General features: G+C 60.2%; 15 protein-coding genes. 11 read left to right on the top strand and 4 right to left on the bottom strand.

Going from position 1 to position 16100, the window contains the following annotated elements; translation table 11 throughout:
• From DBR00_RS15055 to DBR00_RS15035, 5 genes are all read left to right on the top strand, one after another.
• Nucleotides 1–655, top strand: a 655-nt coding sequence (locus DBR00_RS15055; protein ID WP_256583029.1) for an energy transducer TonB, incomplete at its 5' end; no start/stop codon positions are given.
• A 56-nt stretch (nt 656–711) separates the two neighbouring features.
• On the top strand, nt 712–1164 hold the full coding sequence (gene rimI, locus DBR00_RS15050; RefSeq protein WP_108489490.1) for a ribosomal protein S18-alanine N-acetyltransferase: 453 nt from the start codon (nt 712–714) through the stop codon (nt 1162–1164).
• Between the two features lie 139 nt (nt 1165–1303).
• Nucleotides 1304–3214: a bifunctional UDP-sugar hydrolase/5'-nucleotidase gene (locus DBR00_RS15045; protein WP_108489489.1), complete on the top strand. Its 1911-nt coding sequence runs from the start codon at nt 1304–1306 to the stop codon at nt 3212–3214.
• A 102-nt stretch (nt 3215–3316) separates the two neighbouring features.
• The gene (can, locus tag DBR00_RS15040; RefSeq protein WP_108489488.1) at nt 3317–3961 is read left to right on the top strand and encodes a carbonate dehydratase; all 645 of its coding nucleotides are present in this window, start codon (nt 3317–3319) and stop codon (nt 3959–3961) included.
• Nucleotides 3962–3964: 3 nt separating this feature from the next.
• A complete protein-coding gene (locus DBR00_RS15035) occupies nt 3965–4882 on the top strand; it encodes a DMT family transporter (RefSeq protein WP_108489487.1) in 918 nt (305 codons plus the stop codon).
• Nucleotides 4883–5318: 436 nt separating this feature from the next.
• Here the strand turns inward: DBR00_RS15035 and DBR00_RS15030 are convergent, their stop codons facing one another.
• Nucleotides 5319–5996 carry a DUF4197 domain-containing protein gene (locus DBR00_RS15030; protein WP_108489486.1) on the bottom strand — a complete coding sequence of 226 codons (678 nt, stop codon included), beginning with the start codon at nt 5994–5996 and terminating at the stop codon, nt 5319–5321.
• Nucleotides 5997–6200: 204 nt separating this feature from the next.
• Between DBR00_RS15030 and DBR00_RS15025 the strand changes: the two genes are divergently transcribed.
• Entirely contained in the window at nt 6201–7661 is a 1461-nt protein-coding gene (locus DBR00_RS15025) for a transglycosylase SLT domain-containing protein (protein WP_371920668.1), read from the top strand.
• Here the strand turns inward: DBR00_RS15025 and DBR00_RS15020 are convergent.
• Nucleotides 7628–7885, bottom strand: a complete 258-nt coding sequence (locus DBR00_RS15020; protein ID WP_108489484.1) for a hypothetical protein — start codon at nt 7883–7885, stop codon at nt 7628–7630. The two genes, DBR00_RS15025 and DBR00_RS15020, sit on opposite strands and share 34 nt — an antisense overlap.
• 163 nt (nt 7886–8048) lie before the next feature.
• Nucleotides 8049–10532, bottom strand: a complete 2484-nt coding sequence (gene plsB, locus DBR00_RS15015) for a glycerol-3-phosphate 1-O-acyltransferase PlsB (RefSeq protein ID WP_108489483.1) — start codon at nt 10530–10532, stop codon at nt 8049–8051.
• A 211-nt stretch (nt 10533–10743) separates the two neighbouring features.
• On the opposite strand from plsB, the gene DBR00_RS15010 reads away from it, so the two are divergent.
• The 5 genes from DBR00_RS15010 to DBR00_RS14990 all read left to right on the top strand — a co-directional run bounded on the left by DBR00_RS15010 (nt 10744) and on the right by DBR00_RS14990 (nt 14821).
• Nucleotides 10744–11043 carry a hypothetical protein gene (locus DBR00_RS15010; protein ID WP_108489482.1) on the top strand — a complete coding sequence of 100 codons (300 nt, stop codon included), beginning with the start codon at nt 10744–10746 and terminating at the stop codon, nt 11041–11043.
• Between the two features lie 23 nt (nt 11044–11066).
• Entirely contained in the window at nt 11067–11909 is an 843-nt protein-coding gene (locus tag DBR00_RS15005; protein WP_108489481.1) for a DUF692 domain-containing protein, read from the top strand.
• Nucleotides 11906–12613, top strand: a complete 708-nt coding sequence (locus DBR00_RS15000) for a DUF2063 domain-containing protein (RefSeq protein WP_108489480.1) — start codon at nt 11906–11908, stop codon at nt 12611–12613. Before DBR00_RS15005 ends, DBR00_RS15000 begins: the two co-directional genes overlap by 4 nt.
• Before the next feature lie 45 nt (nt 12614–12658).
• Nucleotides 12659–13258 carry a DoxX family protein gene (locus tag DBR00_RS14995; RefSeq protein ID WP_108489479.1) on the top strand — a complete coding sequence of 200 codons (600 nt, stop codon included), beginning with the start codon at nt 12659–12661 and terminating at the stop codon, nt 13256–13258.
• A 225-nt stretch (nt 13259–13483) separates the two neighbouring features.
• Nucleotides 13484–14821, top strand: coding sequence for an OprO/OprP family phosphate-selective porin (locus DBR00_RS14990; RefSeq protein ID WP_108489478.1), 1338 nt, complete (start codon nt 13484–13486; stop codon nt 14819–14821).
• Between the two features lie 630 nt (nt 14822–15451).
• On the opposite strand, the gene DBR00_RS14985 is transcribed toward DBR00_RS14990, so the two are convergent.
• Complete coding sequence (locus DBR00_RS14985; RefSeq protein WP_108489477.1) at nt 15452–16021, bottom strand: hypothetical protein; 570 nt, start codon at nt 16019–16021, stop codon at nt 15452–15454.
• Between the last annotated feature and the right edge of the window lie 79 nt (nt 16022–16100).

Here is a 16100-nt window from a genome sequence, read left to right as displayed (position 1 = left end):
GGCTGAAGCGGCGCCGGCCTATGAGCCGCCGCATGCCGAAACCGCCGTTGTCGCGCCAGTTACCCGGCCCAAGATCGACGTGCCGCGTCCGGCGCCTCAGGGGCGCATGGCCAAGGTGGAACCGGCTACAGTCGACGCCGAAACGCAGATCACTTCCCAGCCAACGCCCGTTGCCCCCCCGCGCTTTGCCTTGCAATTGCTGCGCGCCGGTGCCTGCGCGGTATTGGTCGAGTTGCCCACCGGTGAGCCACTGCAAGGGCGCGACCCCGCGTATCTGCTGCTCAAGGATCTGCTGCGCGCCGCCGGTCTGCCGGACAGTCCGCAACTGATTGGCGAGCCGGTGCGCTGGCCACTGCTGGTGCGCGGGCAGATCGACCAGGGGCCGCAAGCGGCGCTGGAATATGTGCAGAGCTTTGTTGGCGCGCGGCTGGAAGAACAGGAGCCTTGCAGCTGCCTATGGCTGGTGGGGTTGCCGGCGATTCGGTTTGCCGGTGAAGCGGATGCCGAGGCCTATAACCGTGAGCTGCAGGTCGAGGGGCTGGGCACTGCCTGGGCGCTGCCGGGCCTGGAACTGCTGATGGACGAACCCGAGCGCAAGCGCGAGCTGTGGCAAGCCATGCGGCGCGTGCGTCAGCGCTGGTTGGCTGCCAATTGAAGACTTCTTTCCCGGCCGTTTGGCCGAGGTTTCTACCGTTTGCCGAGTCAACCTGAATGAGTGATGCAATCAGCTTCCGCCCGATGACGGCGGCGGATATCGATGCGGTGCTGAAAATCGAATATGCCGCCTTTAGCCACCCTTGGACGCGCGGCATCTTTACCGACAGCCTGACCGCCTACAACTGCTGGGTGATGTTTGAAGGCCAGCAGCAGGTCGGCCACGGCGTGATCCAGATCATCATGGACGAGGCGCACCTGCTCAATATCACCGTTAAGGCAGAAAGCCAGGGCCGTGGCTTGGGCTTGAAGCTGCTCGAACACTTGATGCAGCAGGCCAAGAAGCAGGGCGCCAATGACTGTTTTCTGGAGGTGCGTGCGAGTAACCAAGTGGCTTACCGCCTGTATGAGCGCTACGGCTTTAACGAAGTGGGCCGGCGCCGCGACTACTACCCGGCCGTTGGCGGCCGCGAAGACGCGTTGGTGATGGTCTGTCCGCTGTTCGATTAGGCCTGCCCATCGCCTGCTGACTCGATTAGCTACCGCCTACGGCGCTATTCGCCGCTGACCTGACGCAGAGCTTGTCGCATACTGGCGCGTGCTGCCATCAGCGGTAGCGGTATTCGGCCCATTGCCCCAAGGACTTGTCATGCGTCTGTCTGCTTCGTTGCTTGCGGTGTTCTGCCTATTCATCAGCGCTCAGGCCTCCAGTGCCGAACGCAGTTTTACCATCCTGCACACCAACGACTGGCAATCACGCCTGCTCGGCTTTGGCCCGAACAACGAATATTCCCCCGCGACCACCGGCGATGACGATACCGTCGGCGGCGTCGCGCGCCTGGCCACCTTGCTGGAGCAGCGCCGCGCTGCTGCTGGCGAGCAACCGGTGCTGCTGCTCGATGGCGGCGACTTCAGTATGGGCACGCTGTTTCATACCGTGACCCGCGAAACCGGCGGCGAGCTGCGCCTGATGACCGAGCTGGGCTATGACGCAGCGACCCTGGGCAACCACGAATTCGATTTTCGTCCGGCCGGCTTGGCCGCGATGATCAGCTCGGCGCACAAGATCAAGGGCGATGCGCTGATGCCGCTGCTGTCGAGTAACCTCGGCTTTGACCCCGCGCGCAAGGAAGATGACAGCCTGCAGGCCCACTACGAGGCTGGACGCATTGCGCCGTACAAGCTGATCGACAAGGGCGGCATTCGTTTTGGCCTGTTCGGCCTACTCGGTAACAACGCCGTGGCAGTCAGCCCGATGATCAAACCGGCGGTGTTTGCCGATCCGGTCGCGACTGCTCAAGCCATGGTCGCCAAGCTGCGCGAGGAGGGTGCCGAGGTGGTGATTCTGCTTTCGCACATGGGCGTGGTGCAGCAGGAAGACGGCAGCTGGCGCGGTGAAGAGGTCGAGCTGGTCGAGCAGGTGCCGGGCATCGATATCGTGGTTGGCGGTCACTCGCACACGGCCCTGGCGCAGCCTGTGCTGGTCAATGGGCGCACCCCCGTGATGCAGGCCGGTTCCGAGATTCAGCACCTGGGCGAGCTGCGCATGCGTCTGCCGGCGGACGGCAAACCGCAGGTGGTCGATTACCAGCTGCACCCGATCAATGACCAGATTGCCGGCAGCGCTGCGGTGACTGCCAAGGTCGAGGACTTCAAGCAGGTGGTCAGCGCGCAGATGCTGGCGCCAAAGGGGTACACCTTCGACCAGCCGCTGGCCAAGGTCGACAAGACCCTGACCCGCGCCCATGACGATCCGATTCTTGGCAATCTGGTGACCGATGCACTGCGCCATGCGACGGGCAGCGATGTGTCATTTACCGGCAACGGCACTATTCGTGACAACCTGATCATGGGCCGGCATGGCGTGCAGGCGGTGTCCGACCTGTTCCGCATCGCTCCGCTGGGCGTTGGCGAGCTGGATGATGCGCCGGGTTATCCGCTGATCAAGGTGTACGTCAGTGGGCAGGAGCTGAAGAGCCTGCTTGAAGTGCTGCTGCTGGCCTATCAGGTCCGTGAAAGTAAAAGCTATTACCCGCGCGTGTCGGGCCTGCGCTTCAGTTACAACCCCTGGCGGGTGCCATTTGACCGCGTCAGCCGAATTGAGCTCGGCGACCCGATCAAGGGCTATACGCCGCTCGACCTGGCCGACCAGCGCCTTTACAGCATTGGCGCCACCAGCTATGTCGGCAGCTTCACCTGGCTGGTAGGCGACCTGACCAAGGGCCTGCTCAGCGTGCAGCCCAAGGATGCCGAGGGGCGGCCACTGGCGGCGATCAAGGATGCAATCATTGATGCTGATCCGCAGCAGCCCGGCGTGCAGGAATATAAAGAGTGGCAGGGCCTGCTTGACCATATTCGCAGCATGCCGGACCTGAACGGCGATGGCCTGGCTGATATCCCAACCCAGGGCGCGGCCGCCGAGCAACGCATGTTGCGTGCGCCCAGTCTGAAACCCAACGAGCTGTACCGCTATGCCGGGCCGCTGCAATGGGGCGTGAGCCTGGTGCTGCTGGCGGGCGTGCTGCTGGTTTTCTGGTTGTTGCGTCGTCGCCGCGCCTGATCAAGCCTGCTGCCGGCTGTTCGCTGTGAGGGCAGCTACTCCGTGCTTGTCAAAAGCCGGTGGCGCTCCTATGGTGCGCATCGACGAATCCGGGAGTGACGCATGAGCGACCTACAGCACCTCTTCGACAACAACGTGCGTTGGGCCGAAGCGATCAAGGAAGAAGATCCCGAGTTCTTCGCTAAGCTGGCCCAGCAGCAGGTGCCCGAGTACCTGTGGATCGGCTGCTCCGATGCGCGTGTGCCGGCCAATGAGATTGTCGGCCTGCTGCCGGGCGATCTGTTCGTGCACCGCAACGTCGCCAACGTGGTGCTGCACACCGACCTCAACTGCCTGTCGGTGATCCAGTACGCGGTCGATGTGCTCAAGGTCAAACATATCCTGGTTACCGGGCACTACGGTTGTGGCGGCGTGCGCGCATCGATGCAGGACACCCAGTTCGGCCTGATCGACGGTTGGCTGCGCAGCATTCGTGACCTCTACTACGAGCACCGTGAACACCTGGCGCAGTTGCCCAGCGAAGAGGATCAGGTCGATCGCCTGTGTGAGCTCAACGTGATCCAGCAAGTGGCGAACGTCAGCCACACCACCATCGTGCAGAACGCCTGGCATCGTGGGCAGCCGCTGGCGGTGCATGGCTGTATCTACGGCATCAAGGACGGCCGCTGGAAGAACCTCAACGTCACCGTCAGCGGCATGGAGCAGCTGCCACCGCAATACCGCCTGCGTCCTCTCGGTCAGCGTTGAGGTATGCCGTCCTCCGTGCGCATCGCGCTGGGCGGTTTGCTGCTGGCGACGCTGTGCTGGTCCGGCAATGCCCTGGTGGCGCGGGCGTTTGCCGGCGAAATCCCGCCGTTCGCCCTGTCATTCTGGCGCTGGAGTCTGGCACTGGTTCTGCTGTTGCCCTTTGTGGCCAAGCCGCTGTGGCAACACCGCGCGGCATTGCATGCGGCCGGCTGGCGTTTGCTGGTGCTCGCCGGCATCGGTATCGCGGGCTACAACAGCCTGCTCTACGCCGCCGCGCAAACCACTGCAGCGATCAATATAACCCTGGTCAATACCTGCCTGCCGCTGATGACCTTTATCGGCGCGGGCCTACTGCTTGGCGAGTGGCCGCACAGTCGCGCCTGGTGGGGCATGGCAGTGGCCGTAGTTGGACTGCTGGTGCTGATCAGCACAGGCAGCTGGGCCAGCCTCCGCGGTCTGGCATTCAATCAGGGTGACCTGGTCATGCTGCTGGCGGTGGCTGACTGGGCGCTCTACTCATTGCTGTTGCGACGCTGGTCGGCTCACCTGCTGCCGATTCCGCCACTGGCGCTGCTGGGCGTGCTGATGCTGCTGGGTGTGCCGTTGATTCTGCCGTTCTATCTGTATGAACTGGCCCAGGGCGCACGCTTTAGCTTTACCACAGCCAACCTCGCGGCTATAGGCTACACCGCGATCTTCGCCTCACTGCTCGCCTACCTGGCCTGGAACCACGCCATCCGTGTACTCGGCGCCGCCAAGGCGGCACTCTCCAACTACCTGATGCCGGTGTTTACCGCCGTACTGGGGTGGTTGCTGTTGGGGGAGGGCTTGCAGCCTTATCACTGGCTTGGCGCAACGCTGATCTTTACTGGCCTATTGTTCGGTACGTACGGTGCAGTTAAGGCCGCAAAAGGCGGGTAGGCCAAAGAAACGGCAATTGTGAAGGCTGTGCAGTCAGAGCATGCTGGTAACTAGCAGGCGTTACTTGACCCAGCTATACGCAATGTTTGGCAGTTCGACTACCTGGGCGTTTCTGTCATCAATCCTTGGGAAGCCTAGATATTGAGGTCGCTGCGCTCATTAGGCGCGAGTGAATAAAACAGGCACGCAACAATAACGATTAAAAAGCTAAGCGCTGCTTTTTCCAGGGAAACCAAAGGTATGAGAGTACAGCTAGCGCAGCAGCAATAAACAACAGATACCTGCTTACAGTGATCGCGACTGCGTAGCAATAAATGACAGGGTGAAGGGTGCGATTTCAAACAGGGATAGATGTGTTTTCCGATAAGGCAGGTTGCTGCAGTGCCCAAAAAGCCAGATCTCATTGTCTGGCTTTTTCATATCCATCCCCGCCTTCTTACAGCGCTCCAAACACCTTCTTCGCCAAATTGGTCGCCGCACCCGCCGGGTTCTCACGGATGCTGGCTTCCTGCTCGGCGATCATGGCGAACAGGCCGTCCAGCGCCTGCTCGGTTACATAGTTTTCGATATTCGCGCTTTTCGCGTCGATCACGCCGAAGCTCGCGGCTTGGCCGGCGAAGCTGTTGTATTGCTTGGCCAGACCGACCTGGTCGGTGGCTTGCTTGACGATAGGCAGGAACTTGGCGCGGATCTGTTCGCGGCTGGTCTTGTTCAGATACTGGGTGGCGGAGTCCTGCGGGCCACTGAGGATGCTTTTGGCGTCCTGCACGGTCATCTTTTTCACCGAGTCCACCAGCAGTGCCTGGGCTTGCGGCACGGCGGCTTCGGCGGCCTTGTTCATGCTCGCTTCCAGCTGATCCACCTGCGCGCCCATGCCCATCATTTTCATGGTTTTTGCGGCTTTACCGAGGTTGCCCGGCAGTTCGATGCGTACGTCCGGGTTGTTGCTGAAACCACCGGGTTTGCCCAGCTGCTGAACGGCCACTTTGGCGCCTTGGCTGAGGGCATCCTTGAGTCCGCCGCTGGCGTCGCTTTGCGAGAGGTCGGCGAGGGACAAGGCCATGGCATTGGAGGAAAGAACAAAACCGGCAGCCAGGGTCAATAGACGAAGCATGATGAGCATCCTTGTAGGTGAGAGGCCAGCGTTGGAGCTTAACGGAGAGTGCTAGCCCAGACTACCGGCACCGCGGCTTGGCGACGATAGCGGGCCTGAGCCAGTATTGTTAAGGGCGGGCGCAGCAGGTCGATTAACTCGGGTGAGGGAGCATGCATGAGGGGTTATGGTTGGGTGATGAAGGTACTGCTGGTCGGGGTGCTGATGGTGGCGATTTCGCTGTCGGCACAGGCGAGCGTGCTCGACTGGCTGGCGGTTGAGCTGGATGAGGCCGAAGAGGCGGAAGTGGAAGAGCTGGTGTTACCGGTGCCGGACGACTGGATTGGCGACTTCGACGGCATGCGGGAGCGTCGCTTGGTGCGGGTGCTGGTGCCTTACAGCAAGACCTTTTTTATGGTCGACCGTGGCCGTCAGCAGGGCATCAGCTATGAAATGGGCAAGGCGCTGGAGGTGTGGCTGAACCGGCATCACCCCTACCCGCAGAAGTCGTTGCGCTGGCAGGTGATGTTTATTCCGGTGGCGCGCAACGAATTGATGCCCAAGTTACTCAGTGGTATTGGTGATATAGCCGCTGGCGGTCTGACCATTACGGAGGGGCGGCTGCATACGGTGGATTTTGCCGCGCCGTTTTCCAGCAATATCCGTGAGGCGGTCATCACCGGGCCATCCAGTGCAGCACTGAGTCGGCTGGAGGACTTGTCCGGGCAAGAGGTGACCGTACGCGCTTCCAGCAGCTACTTCGAACATTTGGTGGGGATTAACCGGCAGTTCAAGGCGCGTGGGTTAAAGCCAATCAAGATCATCCCCGCAGATGAAAATCTGGAATCCGAAGACCTGCTGGAAATGCTCAACGCCGGCTTGCTCAATGCCGTGGTGGTGGACCGCTACATTGCCGAGGCCTGGAGCCCGCTGTACAAGCAGTTGAAGATTCATGACAGTTTTTACATCCGTGAGGGGGGCGAATTCGCCTGGGCGATTCGCAAGAGCAGCCCGCTGCTCAAGCAGGAACTGGCAGCCTTTGTGGACAAGCACAAAGCGGGTACTGCATTCGGTAATAGCCTGCGTAATAAGTACGTGAAAAACAGCACGCGTGTACTCAATGCCACTACGGAGGCGGAACTGCAGAAGTTCAATGCCCTGGTGGGGCTGTTTGAGAAGCATGCCGGCACCTATGACTTCGACCACCTGATGCTGATGGCTCAGGGGTATCAGGAATCGCAGCTCAATCAGGCTGCGCGTAGCCCGCGCGGTGCGGTGGGGATTATGCAACTGTTGCCCAGTACCGCCGCAGATCCGGTGGTGGGCATCAGGGGCATCGACAAAAGTGCAGATAAAAACATTGAGGCCGGCAGCAAATACATGCGTGTGCTGGCCGATAAATACCTCAACGACCCCGAGCTGACGCCAATGAACCGCACCCTGCTGAGTTTTGCCGCGTACAACGCCGGGCCGGGCAATTTGCGCAAATTTCGCCGTTTGGCCGAGAAGTCAGGTTTGGATAAGAACGTCTGGTTCGGTAACGTCGAACATTCAGCCGCGCGGGTGGTCGGGCGTGAGACGGTCGATTATGTCGGCAATATCTACAAGTACTACGTGGCGTACAAACTGGCTGAAGCCAAGAACCGCACCCGTCAGGAACTGACGCAAAAGTCCGCGCGCCCTTGAATCAGGGGGGCGTCGCTTAGCCGCTGCAGTTCACGGCGCACCATCTGTGCATAGGTCGCGGGTTTGAGGGCGTACAGCTCGGCGGCGACCCAACTCAGCCAGCGCCCACCCAACTTGGGCTTGGCCGCCAGCAGGCGCTGGGCTTCAGCTTCGGCGCGCGCCTGGTTGGCCTGGTGAAACTCGGCGCGGGAGGGCTTGCTGGTTTGGTTGTTGTCTGGATGCATGAGTGACTGGATGTCTAGGGGCGATCTGGGTGTTATCTACAGGCTTCTCGAACCGTAGGGTGGATGGCGCTTTACCCATCCACCGGATCGGTCGCAGGGTGGATGAACAGGGCGTCAGCTACGCGCCCCGATCCACCCTACGTCGCATTTACGATTGGGTGGTTTACACCGGTTCGGCGACATCCTCGTTGCGGTCCATGGCCACTTGGCGAATCGACAGGCGAATCTCCGCAGGCAGCACGCGCTTGGCCGCGCCTTCGGCCAGTTCGCTGAGCAGCGGGTGGTGGCTGAGCTTGCCGGCCTCATCCTGACGCAGCACGCCTTGATCCAGCAGGCTCTGGATAAAGTGACGGAACAAGCTCTTGTCGAAGAACTCCGGGGCATTCAGGCCATGCAGGATCGACAGGCGCTGGGCCATCACGGTGCAGAGGTCTTCCAGCTCTTCGGCGCTGATGGCGTTCTGCCCGGCATTGAGCAGCAGGGCGGTGGCCATGTAGAAGCGCTGCAGGGTCTGCACGATGGCGCGGGCCAGCAGGGTCAGCAGGACGAATTCGCGCGAGCTGGGTGCCGGGCGCACGTACATGTCGCCATCCAGCTTGAGCAGGCCTTGCTCGACAAAGGCGGCCAGCCACTGATCGACCACGCCGTCCAGCTCTTCCAGGTTCCAGCGGATAAACAGCTCGGACTGCAAGTAGGGGTACAGTGCACGGGTAAAGCGCAGGATCTGTTCGCGGCTCATCCGTGAACTGCTCTGGAAGAAGCTCGCCAGCAGCGCCGGCAGGGCGAAGATGTGCAGCACGTTGTTGCGGTAGTAGGTCATCAGAACGGCGTTCTGCTCGTCCAGATAGAGGATCTTGCCGAGGGCGTCCTTCTGTTCGGCGAGCAGGTCCATCTTCTGTACGTATTCGATCAGCGCCTGGCCGTTGCCCTCCGGCAGGGTGGTGTGCGGCGAGTAGGGCACGCTGCGCAGCAGGGCCAGGTACAGGTCGAGCACCCGCGACAGGGCGCGCTCGTCCAGCGCCAGTTTGCTGGTGGAGAGCAGCGCCAAGCCCACCAGATTGACAGGATTGATCGCCGCCGCTTCGTTCAGATGCTGCGCCACGCGCTCGCCAAGGCGGCTGGTGGTTTCATTCAGCCACGCCGGGCGGAACTGCGTGCCGTAATCCTGTTCGCGCCAATTGGGCTGCTCGCCGTCGAGGAATTCCGCCAGTTTGATTGGCTCGCCAAAATTCACCCAGACATGGCCAAAGCGCTGCTTGAGCGCGCCGATGACTTTGAAAATGTCGAAGATCGATTCTTTCTTCTTGCTCGCGCCGCGCAGCTCGCCCAGGTAGGTGCGGCCTTCCAGCACGCGCTCGTAGCCGATGTACACCGGCACAAACACCACCGGCAGGCGGTTGCTGCGCAAGAAACTGCGCAGGGTGATGGCCAGCATGCCGGTTTTCGGCTGCAGCATGCGCCCGGTGCGCGAACGGCCGCCTTCGACGAAGTACTCGACCGGGAAGCCCTTGCTGAACAGGGTGTGCAGGTATTCGTTGAACACCGCGGTATAGAGCGGGTTGCCCTTGAAGGTGCGGCGCATAAAGAACGCGCCGCCACGGCGCAGCAGGCCGCCGATCAGCGGCATATTGAGGTTGATGCCGGCGGCGATGTGCGGCGGCGTCAGGCCGTTGCGGAACAGCAGGTAGGACAGCAGCAGGTAGTCGATATGGCTGCGGTGGCAGGGCACATAGATCACCTCATGGCCCTGGGCGACTTCCTGCACGCCCTCGATATGGTTGACCTTGATGCCGTCGTAGATCTTGTTCCAGAACCAGCTCAGCACCAGTTCGAGGAAGCGAATGGCGGTGTAGGTGTAGTCCGAGGCGATCTCGTTGCCATAGCGCAGGGCTTGGCCTTCGGCCTTCTCCAGGCTGATGTTCTCGCGTTCGGCTTCTTCGATGATCGCCTGACGCACCTGCGGACCGTGTACCAAGCCTTTGACCAGGTTGCGTCGGTGCGAGACGTCCGGGCCGATCACGGCGGCTTTCTGGTTGCGGAAGTGCACGCGCAGGATGCGCTGGACCATGCGCAGGGTGCGCTCGTGGCCTTTGTCCTGCTCGACCAGCTCGCGCAGATGAATCGGCGTGGAGAACTGCACGCGGGTCTTGCGGCCGAGAATCAGAATGCTCACCAGTCGGCGCAGGCGTCCGGTCACCGCCCAGCTGTCGGCGAACAGCAGCTTCCACGGGCTGGTTTCACGGTCCGGCGACTGGCCCCAGAACACGCTGACCGGAATGATCTGCGCATCGTCCACGGCATGCTGGCTCAGTGCGCTGACCAGGCGTTGCAGGGTCGGCGAGATGCCGCGTTTGTCCTGCCGGCCGAGCCAATCGGGCTCCGGGGTCAGGTAGAAGAAGGCGGCAGGCTCCAGCAGTTCACCCACGGCCACCGGCAGCACCGGGCGCGGCAGGCCGGCCTTGCGGCATTCCGTATCGACCACTGCCAGGTCACTCAGCGACGGCTGTTGCAGCACGTAGAACACCGGCTTGCTGCGGTCGAGCTTGAGGGTAAAGGCGGACTGGTTGATGGTTTCCGAGCGCACCCAGAGGTACAGCACGCGGCGCAGGGTGCCAAAAACGAGACGGCGGAGCGGAGATCGGGTCATACGGAGTCTGCAGGCTTGAAAACGAGCATTTGCTCGGGAGGCGTAGTGTGCCGGATCGGCTGCCTGGCGGCAAAAATCTTCTAGGGTTTAGCAGCCGTCAGCTGGGTTGCGAATTTTTTCCGGTGCAGCTGTAACAGCCGCCGGTCGGGCGCGTCTATTGGGCCGAGGCAGCCAATCGGCCGCCACTGTAAACCACCATTGGAGCGTTGCCATGAACCATCTGAACACTGTTGTTGCTTCCCTGGGCGCGGTACTGCTGAGCAGCGCTGCATTGAGCGTGCAGGCCGCGAGCAACCCGTTTGCCGCACAGGAACTGAGCAGCGGCTACAGCCTGGCTGCTGGCGAAAAATCCGCTGAAGGCAGCTGCGGCGAAGGCAAATGCGGCGGCGAAATGAAGAAAGCCGAAGGCGAAGGTAAGTGTGGCGAGGGTAAATGCGGTGGCGAAGCCAAGGCCGAAGGCGAAGGCAAGTGCGGTGAAGGCAAGTGCGGCGGCGAGCAGAAAACCGAGTAACGGACTGAGTGCAGGGGCAGAACATGCAGATGGATTTCGTTAACGGTGCCGGGCTGGGCCTGCGTCGCGGCCTGCTCGGCGCGCTGCAGAACTGCAGCACAGACGAGGTGGACTTCCTCGAACTGGCACCGGAGAACTGGATCGGCGTAGGCGGGCGTTTAGGCAAGCAGCTGCGCGCCATAAGCGAGCGCCTGCCACTGCTCTGTCATGGTCTGTCCCTTAACCTCGGTGGCTTTGCGCCGCTGGATATCGAGCTGCTCAACGCCATCAAGGGCTTTCTCGACCTGCATGGCGTACGCGGTTACAGCGAGCACCTGTCGGCCTGCGCCGACCATGGCCAGCTGTATGACCTGATGCCGCTGCCGTTTTCCGATGAGTCGGTGCTGCGCATTGCCGAGCGCGTGCGCATCGTGCAGGACGTGCTGGAGCGGCCGCTGATCATCGAGAACGTGTCGGCCTATGCGCAGTTGCCGGGCGAGCTGGATGAAGCTGCGTTTATCAGCGCGGTGCTGGAACAGGCCGACTGCCAGCTGTTGCTCGACGTTAACAACGTCTTCGTTAACAGCATCAATTTCAACTTCGATGCGTCGGCGTATATCGCCAGTCTGCCCAGTGCACGCATCGCCTATTTGCATGTGGCCGGGCATTACGACCAGGCCAGCGACCTGAAAATCGACACCCACGGCGCGCCGGTGATCGACCCTGTCTGGGCGCTGCTGGAACAGGCCTACGCCGTGCATGGCGTGCGTCCGACCTTGTTGGAGCGCGATTTCAACTTTCCGCCGATTGCCGAGCTGTACGCCGAGGTGGCGCAGATTCGTCAGCTGCAAACGGCGGCGGATCCTTTGCGGGGTTACGCAACATGAGGGGCGTTGACGCACAGTGCGCGTTTGCCGCGCGTATTCGCCAACCGGCAGCGCAGCCCTTGCTGGAGGGCATTACGGCCGAGCGGATGGCAGTGTATGAAGCGCTGTTCTTCAACAATATTGAAGGCTTTATCAGCGGCGCTTTTCCGGTGCTGCACCGGCTGATCGAGGCCAGTCGTTGGCAGCGTTTGGTGCGCAGTTTTATCGCCGAGCACCCGGCACGCACGCCGTATTTCTTGCAGATCAGCCAGGAGTTTCTCGCCTGGTTGCAGCAGGGCTATGTCGCCGAGGCCGGCGATCCGCCGTTTATCCTCGAACTGGCGCATTACGAGTGGGTTGAGCTGGCGCTGGATGTTAGCGAGGCCGAGCTGCCTGCGCAGGGTTGGTCGCCCCTAGCCTGGCCGTTGGCCTATCAGTGGCCGGTGCAGCGCATTGGTGGCGATTTCCAGCCGACAACGCCGCCGGACGAGCCGACGTGTTTGCTGGTCTGGCGCGATGGGCAGGATAGGGTGCGCTTTATGCAAATCAGCCCCTTTGCCTATCAGTTGGCGACACGCCTGCAGGCTGGTGAAGCCGTTGACGCCGCGTTGTTGGCTTTGGCCCAGCAGCATGGACTGAGCGCTGATACGCAGTACTTCAGCAACGCCCATGACCTGCTGGCGGAGTGGTGCCGCCAGGAAATCTGGTATTCCTCCATTACCTAATCACTTGATCACGGCACCCTCGGTGTCGACCTGCGGAGATGTCCCATGCTGAGCTTTTTCAATCGTCTCCAGGATGCCCTGGACGCTACCCGTTGTCTGGGTTTTCTCGGCCCGTTATTGCTGCGCCTGTACTTGGTGCCCGTGTTCTGGATGGCCGGCATGCACAAGCTGGCGGACATCGACGCCACCGCCGCCTGGTTCGGTAACCCGGATTGGGGCCTGGGCCTACCATTTCCTGAGCTGTTGGCTTGGGCTGCAGCGCTCACCGAGACGGGCGGGGCGCTGCTGCTGTTGTTCGGCCTGGCGGTGCGCTGGGTCAGTATTCCGCTGATCGTCACCATGTTGGTGGCGATCTTCGCCGTGCACCTGCCCTACGGCTGGCAGGCGATTGCCGATGCCAGCGCACCGTTCGCCAATGAGCGGGTCATGGCGGCGGTGGACAAGCTCGAGCGTGCCCGTGAGCTGCTCAAACAGCACGGCAATTACGACTGGCTGACCAGCAGCGGCAAGCTGGTGGTGCTGAACAACGGTATCGAGTTTGCCGCCACCTACTTGGTGATGCTGGTGGCGCTGTTCTTCAGCGGTGCCGGGCGTTGGTTGAGCCTCGACTATTGGCTGGCCAAGGCTCTGCGTAAGCAGCCTTGAGCCGAATACAGTGCGCCACTGCAGGGTGGCGCACGGTTGGCTAAGCGCGGGGTTGGAGCAGTTCTCAGCTGCTTATAGGCGTAAGAAGTAAAAAGTTCCGCTGTAATCAAATCTTTATATATCGGCAACCGAGCTGAAATATCCCGTAGCCAAGATTCCCCCCAGCACGAACGAGCCCAGACGCTCGGGTGTTTTCAACACTAAAGACCAATAGGGGAATCTTTGATGATCCGTAAGCACTTCGCCGGTTTCGCAGCCAGCGCCCTGGCTCTGGCCGTTTCCGCCCAGGCTTTCGCAGGTACCGTAACCACTGACGGCACCGACATCGTTATCAAGACCAAGAGCGGTCTGGAAGTCGCCACCACCGACAAGCAATACAGCTTCAAGCTGGGCGGTCGTATCCAGGCGGACTTTGATCACTTCGACGGCTTCTACACCACCAACAATGAAGCCGGTAACGAAGCCTATCTGCGCCGTGCCCAGCTGGAGTTTGGTGGTAACTACAAAGACTGGAAATACCAGATGAACGTCGACTTCGGTGACAACCGCAGCGGCAGCAACAAGTTTGATGAAGCCAGCGTTACTTACACCGGCTTCTCGCCGATCAATATCCGTATCGGCCGTTTCGATCCGGATTACAGCCTGGAAAAAGCCACCAGCTCCAAGTGGGTAACCGCCAAAGAGCGTTCGGCGATTCTTGAACTGGCTCCTTGGACTACCGATCATGAAACCGGCATGGGCATTCAGGTTAGTGGTACTACCGCCGGGATGTTCTATGGTTCGGCCAGCATTCAGCAGCAAGATTCCAGCAACAGCCTCGAAGATGAAGACGGCAAAGACGTAAACAGCTTCTTCACTCGTGGTGTGTTCGCTCCCATCGTCAGCGAAACCCAGGTTTTGCACTTCGGTCTGGATTACGCCAAGCGTAGCTACGGCAACGAAGGCGATGGCACCAAGTTCAACGGCTCCATCACGTCTCGTCTGGGTGCACGTGGTGTGACCGAGAACTCCACCAGCGTGAACTCGGGCGCATTGACCTTGGGTAACAGCGATGCTGCCGGCTTTGAGGATGATGCGGTTGTAGGGCTTGAATTTGCCTACATGACCGGTCCGTTCTCTGTGCAGAGCGAATACCTCAAGCGCAATATGAGTGGCTTCCGCACTAACGGTGATCGTGAAGCGACCGGCTATAACATGCAGTTTGCCTACACCCTTACCGGTGAGTCGCGCATCTACAAACTCGACGGTGCCAAGTTTGACGCCATCAAACCGAGCAATAAGCAGACTGGCGCGTGGGAAGTCTTCTATCGCTATGAAAACCTGAATGTTCAGGATGACGACATCATGGCAACTGTCGGTGGTGTGGCGATTGACGAGACGGAAGCCAAGATCCACACCCTGGGTGTGAACTGGTATGTCAACGAAGCAGTCAAGGTGTCGGCTAACTACCTGATGACTTCGACTGACGATGACACTGTCAAACTGCAGACCGGCCGTTTCGCGGCAGGCGATGATGATGACAGCGGTAATGCCATCTCGCTGCGCGCGCAATACGTTTTCTAATACGCTGTAATTACGTCTTAGCTGCTCCTTTTTATAGCCCCGCCGCGTGCGGGGCTTTTTTATGCTCTGCAATAAATACGTGGGTTAATGAACTGGCGGCTGCGGACGGACATGCTGCCTGTATTTACGAGTCCGACACGCCAACTCTTTGAGCACCCCGAAAGGCAGATTGATTTCTCCCGTCCGGTGTTCGGCGGTCACTGCCCACCGGCCCAGCTTTCTTGAGCTGGTCGAAGGCAACTCGGTGATAAAACGACGTGATTGCCGGGAGTTCGAACAACAGGTGTATCGCTCGTCAGCTTGGCAAGCTGCAGACGCTGACCCGCATTGCTGCTCGTCCCGATAAACCTAGAGACAATCGCCCCAACGACTACATGTCGCCGGTATTTCTCGGCCGACCGCCGCTGACAACATCATTACGTTTTGCCAGCAGTCGATGTTGCCAGGCTCATCGGCGCGTGCAGCAGTATTGTCAGGCGTTAAATGGGGTGAGGACTTAAGCGGCAGGATGTAGGAGAGCGGAGGCGCAGTTAGTCCGCAGCAGGCAGGTGCGACAGGTGAAGGGGGGATTAAGCGAGAGTGCGGTAACGAAGGTCTGGCAGCGGATTGCCCGCTGCCAAGTCAGCCTGATTAGCTGGCAGGGGTGATGCCGTAGTTCAGCTGGAACTGTTTGATCAGGGCTTCTGGTTTCTTTTCTTCTTTTTGCATCAGGTAGATCACCCGCTCACCCTTAGGGCCGCTGGCAATCTCGGTGTGGCGAAAGATAGGTTCGCCGATATTGTTCAGATCGACCATGTCACCATAGCGCTGACCCACGAAAATCACGCCTTCCTGGCGGATTTCACCATAGAACTTGCCAGCTGGCGGCAGGTTCTGGCGCAGGAAGCGGTAAGCAGAAATATCTTCCAGCTTCTTGCTGGAGTCCTCAGCGCGCAGAGCCAGGATAATGTTCTGCCCATGCTTGTCTTTTTCACCGAGGTCTTTGATGACCGGTGCAGTACCGCTGACCAGGAAGTCGCGATAAACCTTGTAGTCATCAAACAGGAACAGCTGTTCTTCAGTACGAACCTGATACCAGTCTTCGTTATTCAGGCTGGCTTCTGTTTTGGCTGCCGGGGCTGCCGAGTAGCTGCTGCAGGCACTGATGCACGCAGCCAATAAGGCGATGGATAAAGGTTTGATGGTGTTTTTGACGGACATCGAATTCCCTCCCTAGGAAGTTGGCAAGAGATTTTCGCTGTGCTTGGTGACAGCCTGATGACGATTGAGTGTCGATTGA

This window comes from Pseudomonas sp. HMWF032 (assembly GCF_003060885.1).
GTDB lineage: Bacteria > Pseudomonadota > Gammaproteobacteria > Pseudomonadales > Pseudomonadaceae > Aquipseudomonas.
Note: the sequence above shows the minus strand (reverse complement) of the source record. Positions and strands in the feature narration are given on the sequence as shown.

Bases quoted from the DNA above. Each gene is read 5' to 3' on its own strand.
- DBR00_RS15010 (WP_108489482.1), top strand. From the start codon at position 10,744: ATGAACCATCTGAACACTGTTGTTGCTTCCCTGGGCGCGGTACTGCTG.
- rimI (WP_108489490.1), top strand. From the start codon at position 712: ATGAGTGATGCAATCAGCTTCCGCCCGATGACGGCGGCGGATATCGAT.
- DBR00_RS14985 (WP_108489477.1), bottom strand. From the start codon at position 16,021: ATGTCCGTCAAAAACACCATCAAACCTTTATCCATCGCCTTATTGGCT.
- can (WP_108489488.1), top strand. From the start codon at position 3,317: ATGAGCGACCTACAGCACCTCTTCGACAACAACGTGCGTTGGGCCGAA.
- DBR00_RS15025 (WP_371920668.1), top strand. From the start codon at position 6,201: ATGGTGGCGATTTCGCTGTCGGCACAGGCGAGCGTGCTCGACTGGCTG.
- plsB (WP_108489483.1), bottom strand. From the start codon at position 10,532: ATGACCCGATCTCCGCTCCGCCGTCTCGTTTTTGGCACCCTGCGCCGC.
- DBR00_RS15035 (WP_108489487.1), top strand. From the start codon at position 3,965: ATGCCGTCCTCCGTGCGCATCGCGCTGGGCGGTTTGCTGCTGGCGACG.
- DBR00_RS15020 (WP_108489484.1), bottom strand. From the start codon at position 7,885: ATGCATCCAGACAACAACCAAACCAGCAAGCCCTCCCGCGCCGAGTTT.
- DBR00_RS15045 (WP_108489489.1), top strand. From the start codon at position 1,304: ATGCGTCTGTCTGCTTCGTTGCTTGCGGTGTTCTGCCTATTCATCAGC.
- DBR00_RS14995 (WP_108489479.1), top strand. From the start codon at position 12,659: ATGCTGAGCTTTTTCAATCGTCTCCAGGATGCCCTGGACGCTACCCGT.
- DBR00_RS15005 (WP_108489481.1), top strand. From the start codon at position 11,067: ATGCAGATGGATTTCGTTAACGGTGCCGGGCTGGGCCTGCGTCGCGGC.
- DBR00_RS15000 (WP_108489480.1), top strand. From the start codon at position 11,906: ATGAGGGGCGTTGACGCACAGTGCGCGTTTGCCGCGCGTATTCGCCAA.
- DBR00_RS15030 (WP_108489486.1), bottom strand. From the start codon at position 5,996: ATGCTTCGTCTATTGACCCTGGCTGCCGGTTTTGTTCTTTCCTCCAAT.
- DBR00_RS14990 (WP_108489478.1), top strand. From the start codon at position 13,484: ATGATCCGTAAGCACTTCGCCGGTTTCGCAGCCAGCGCCCTGGCTCTG.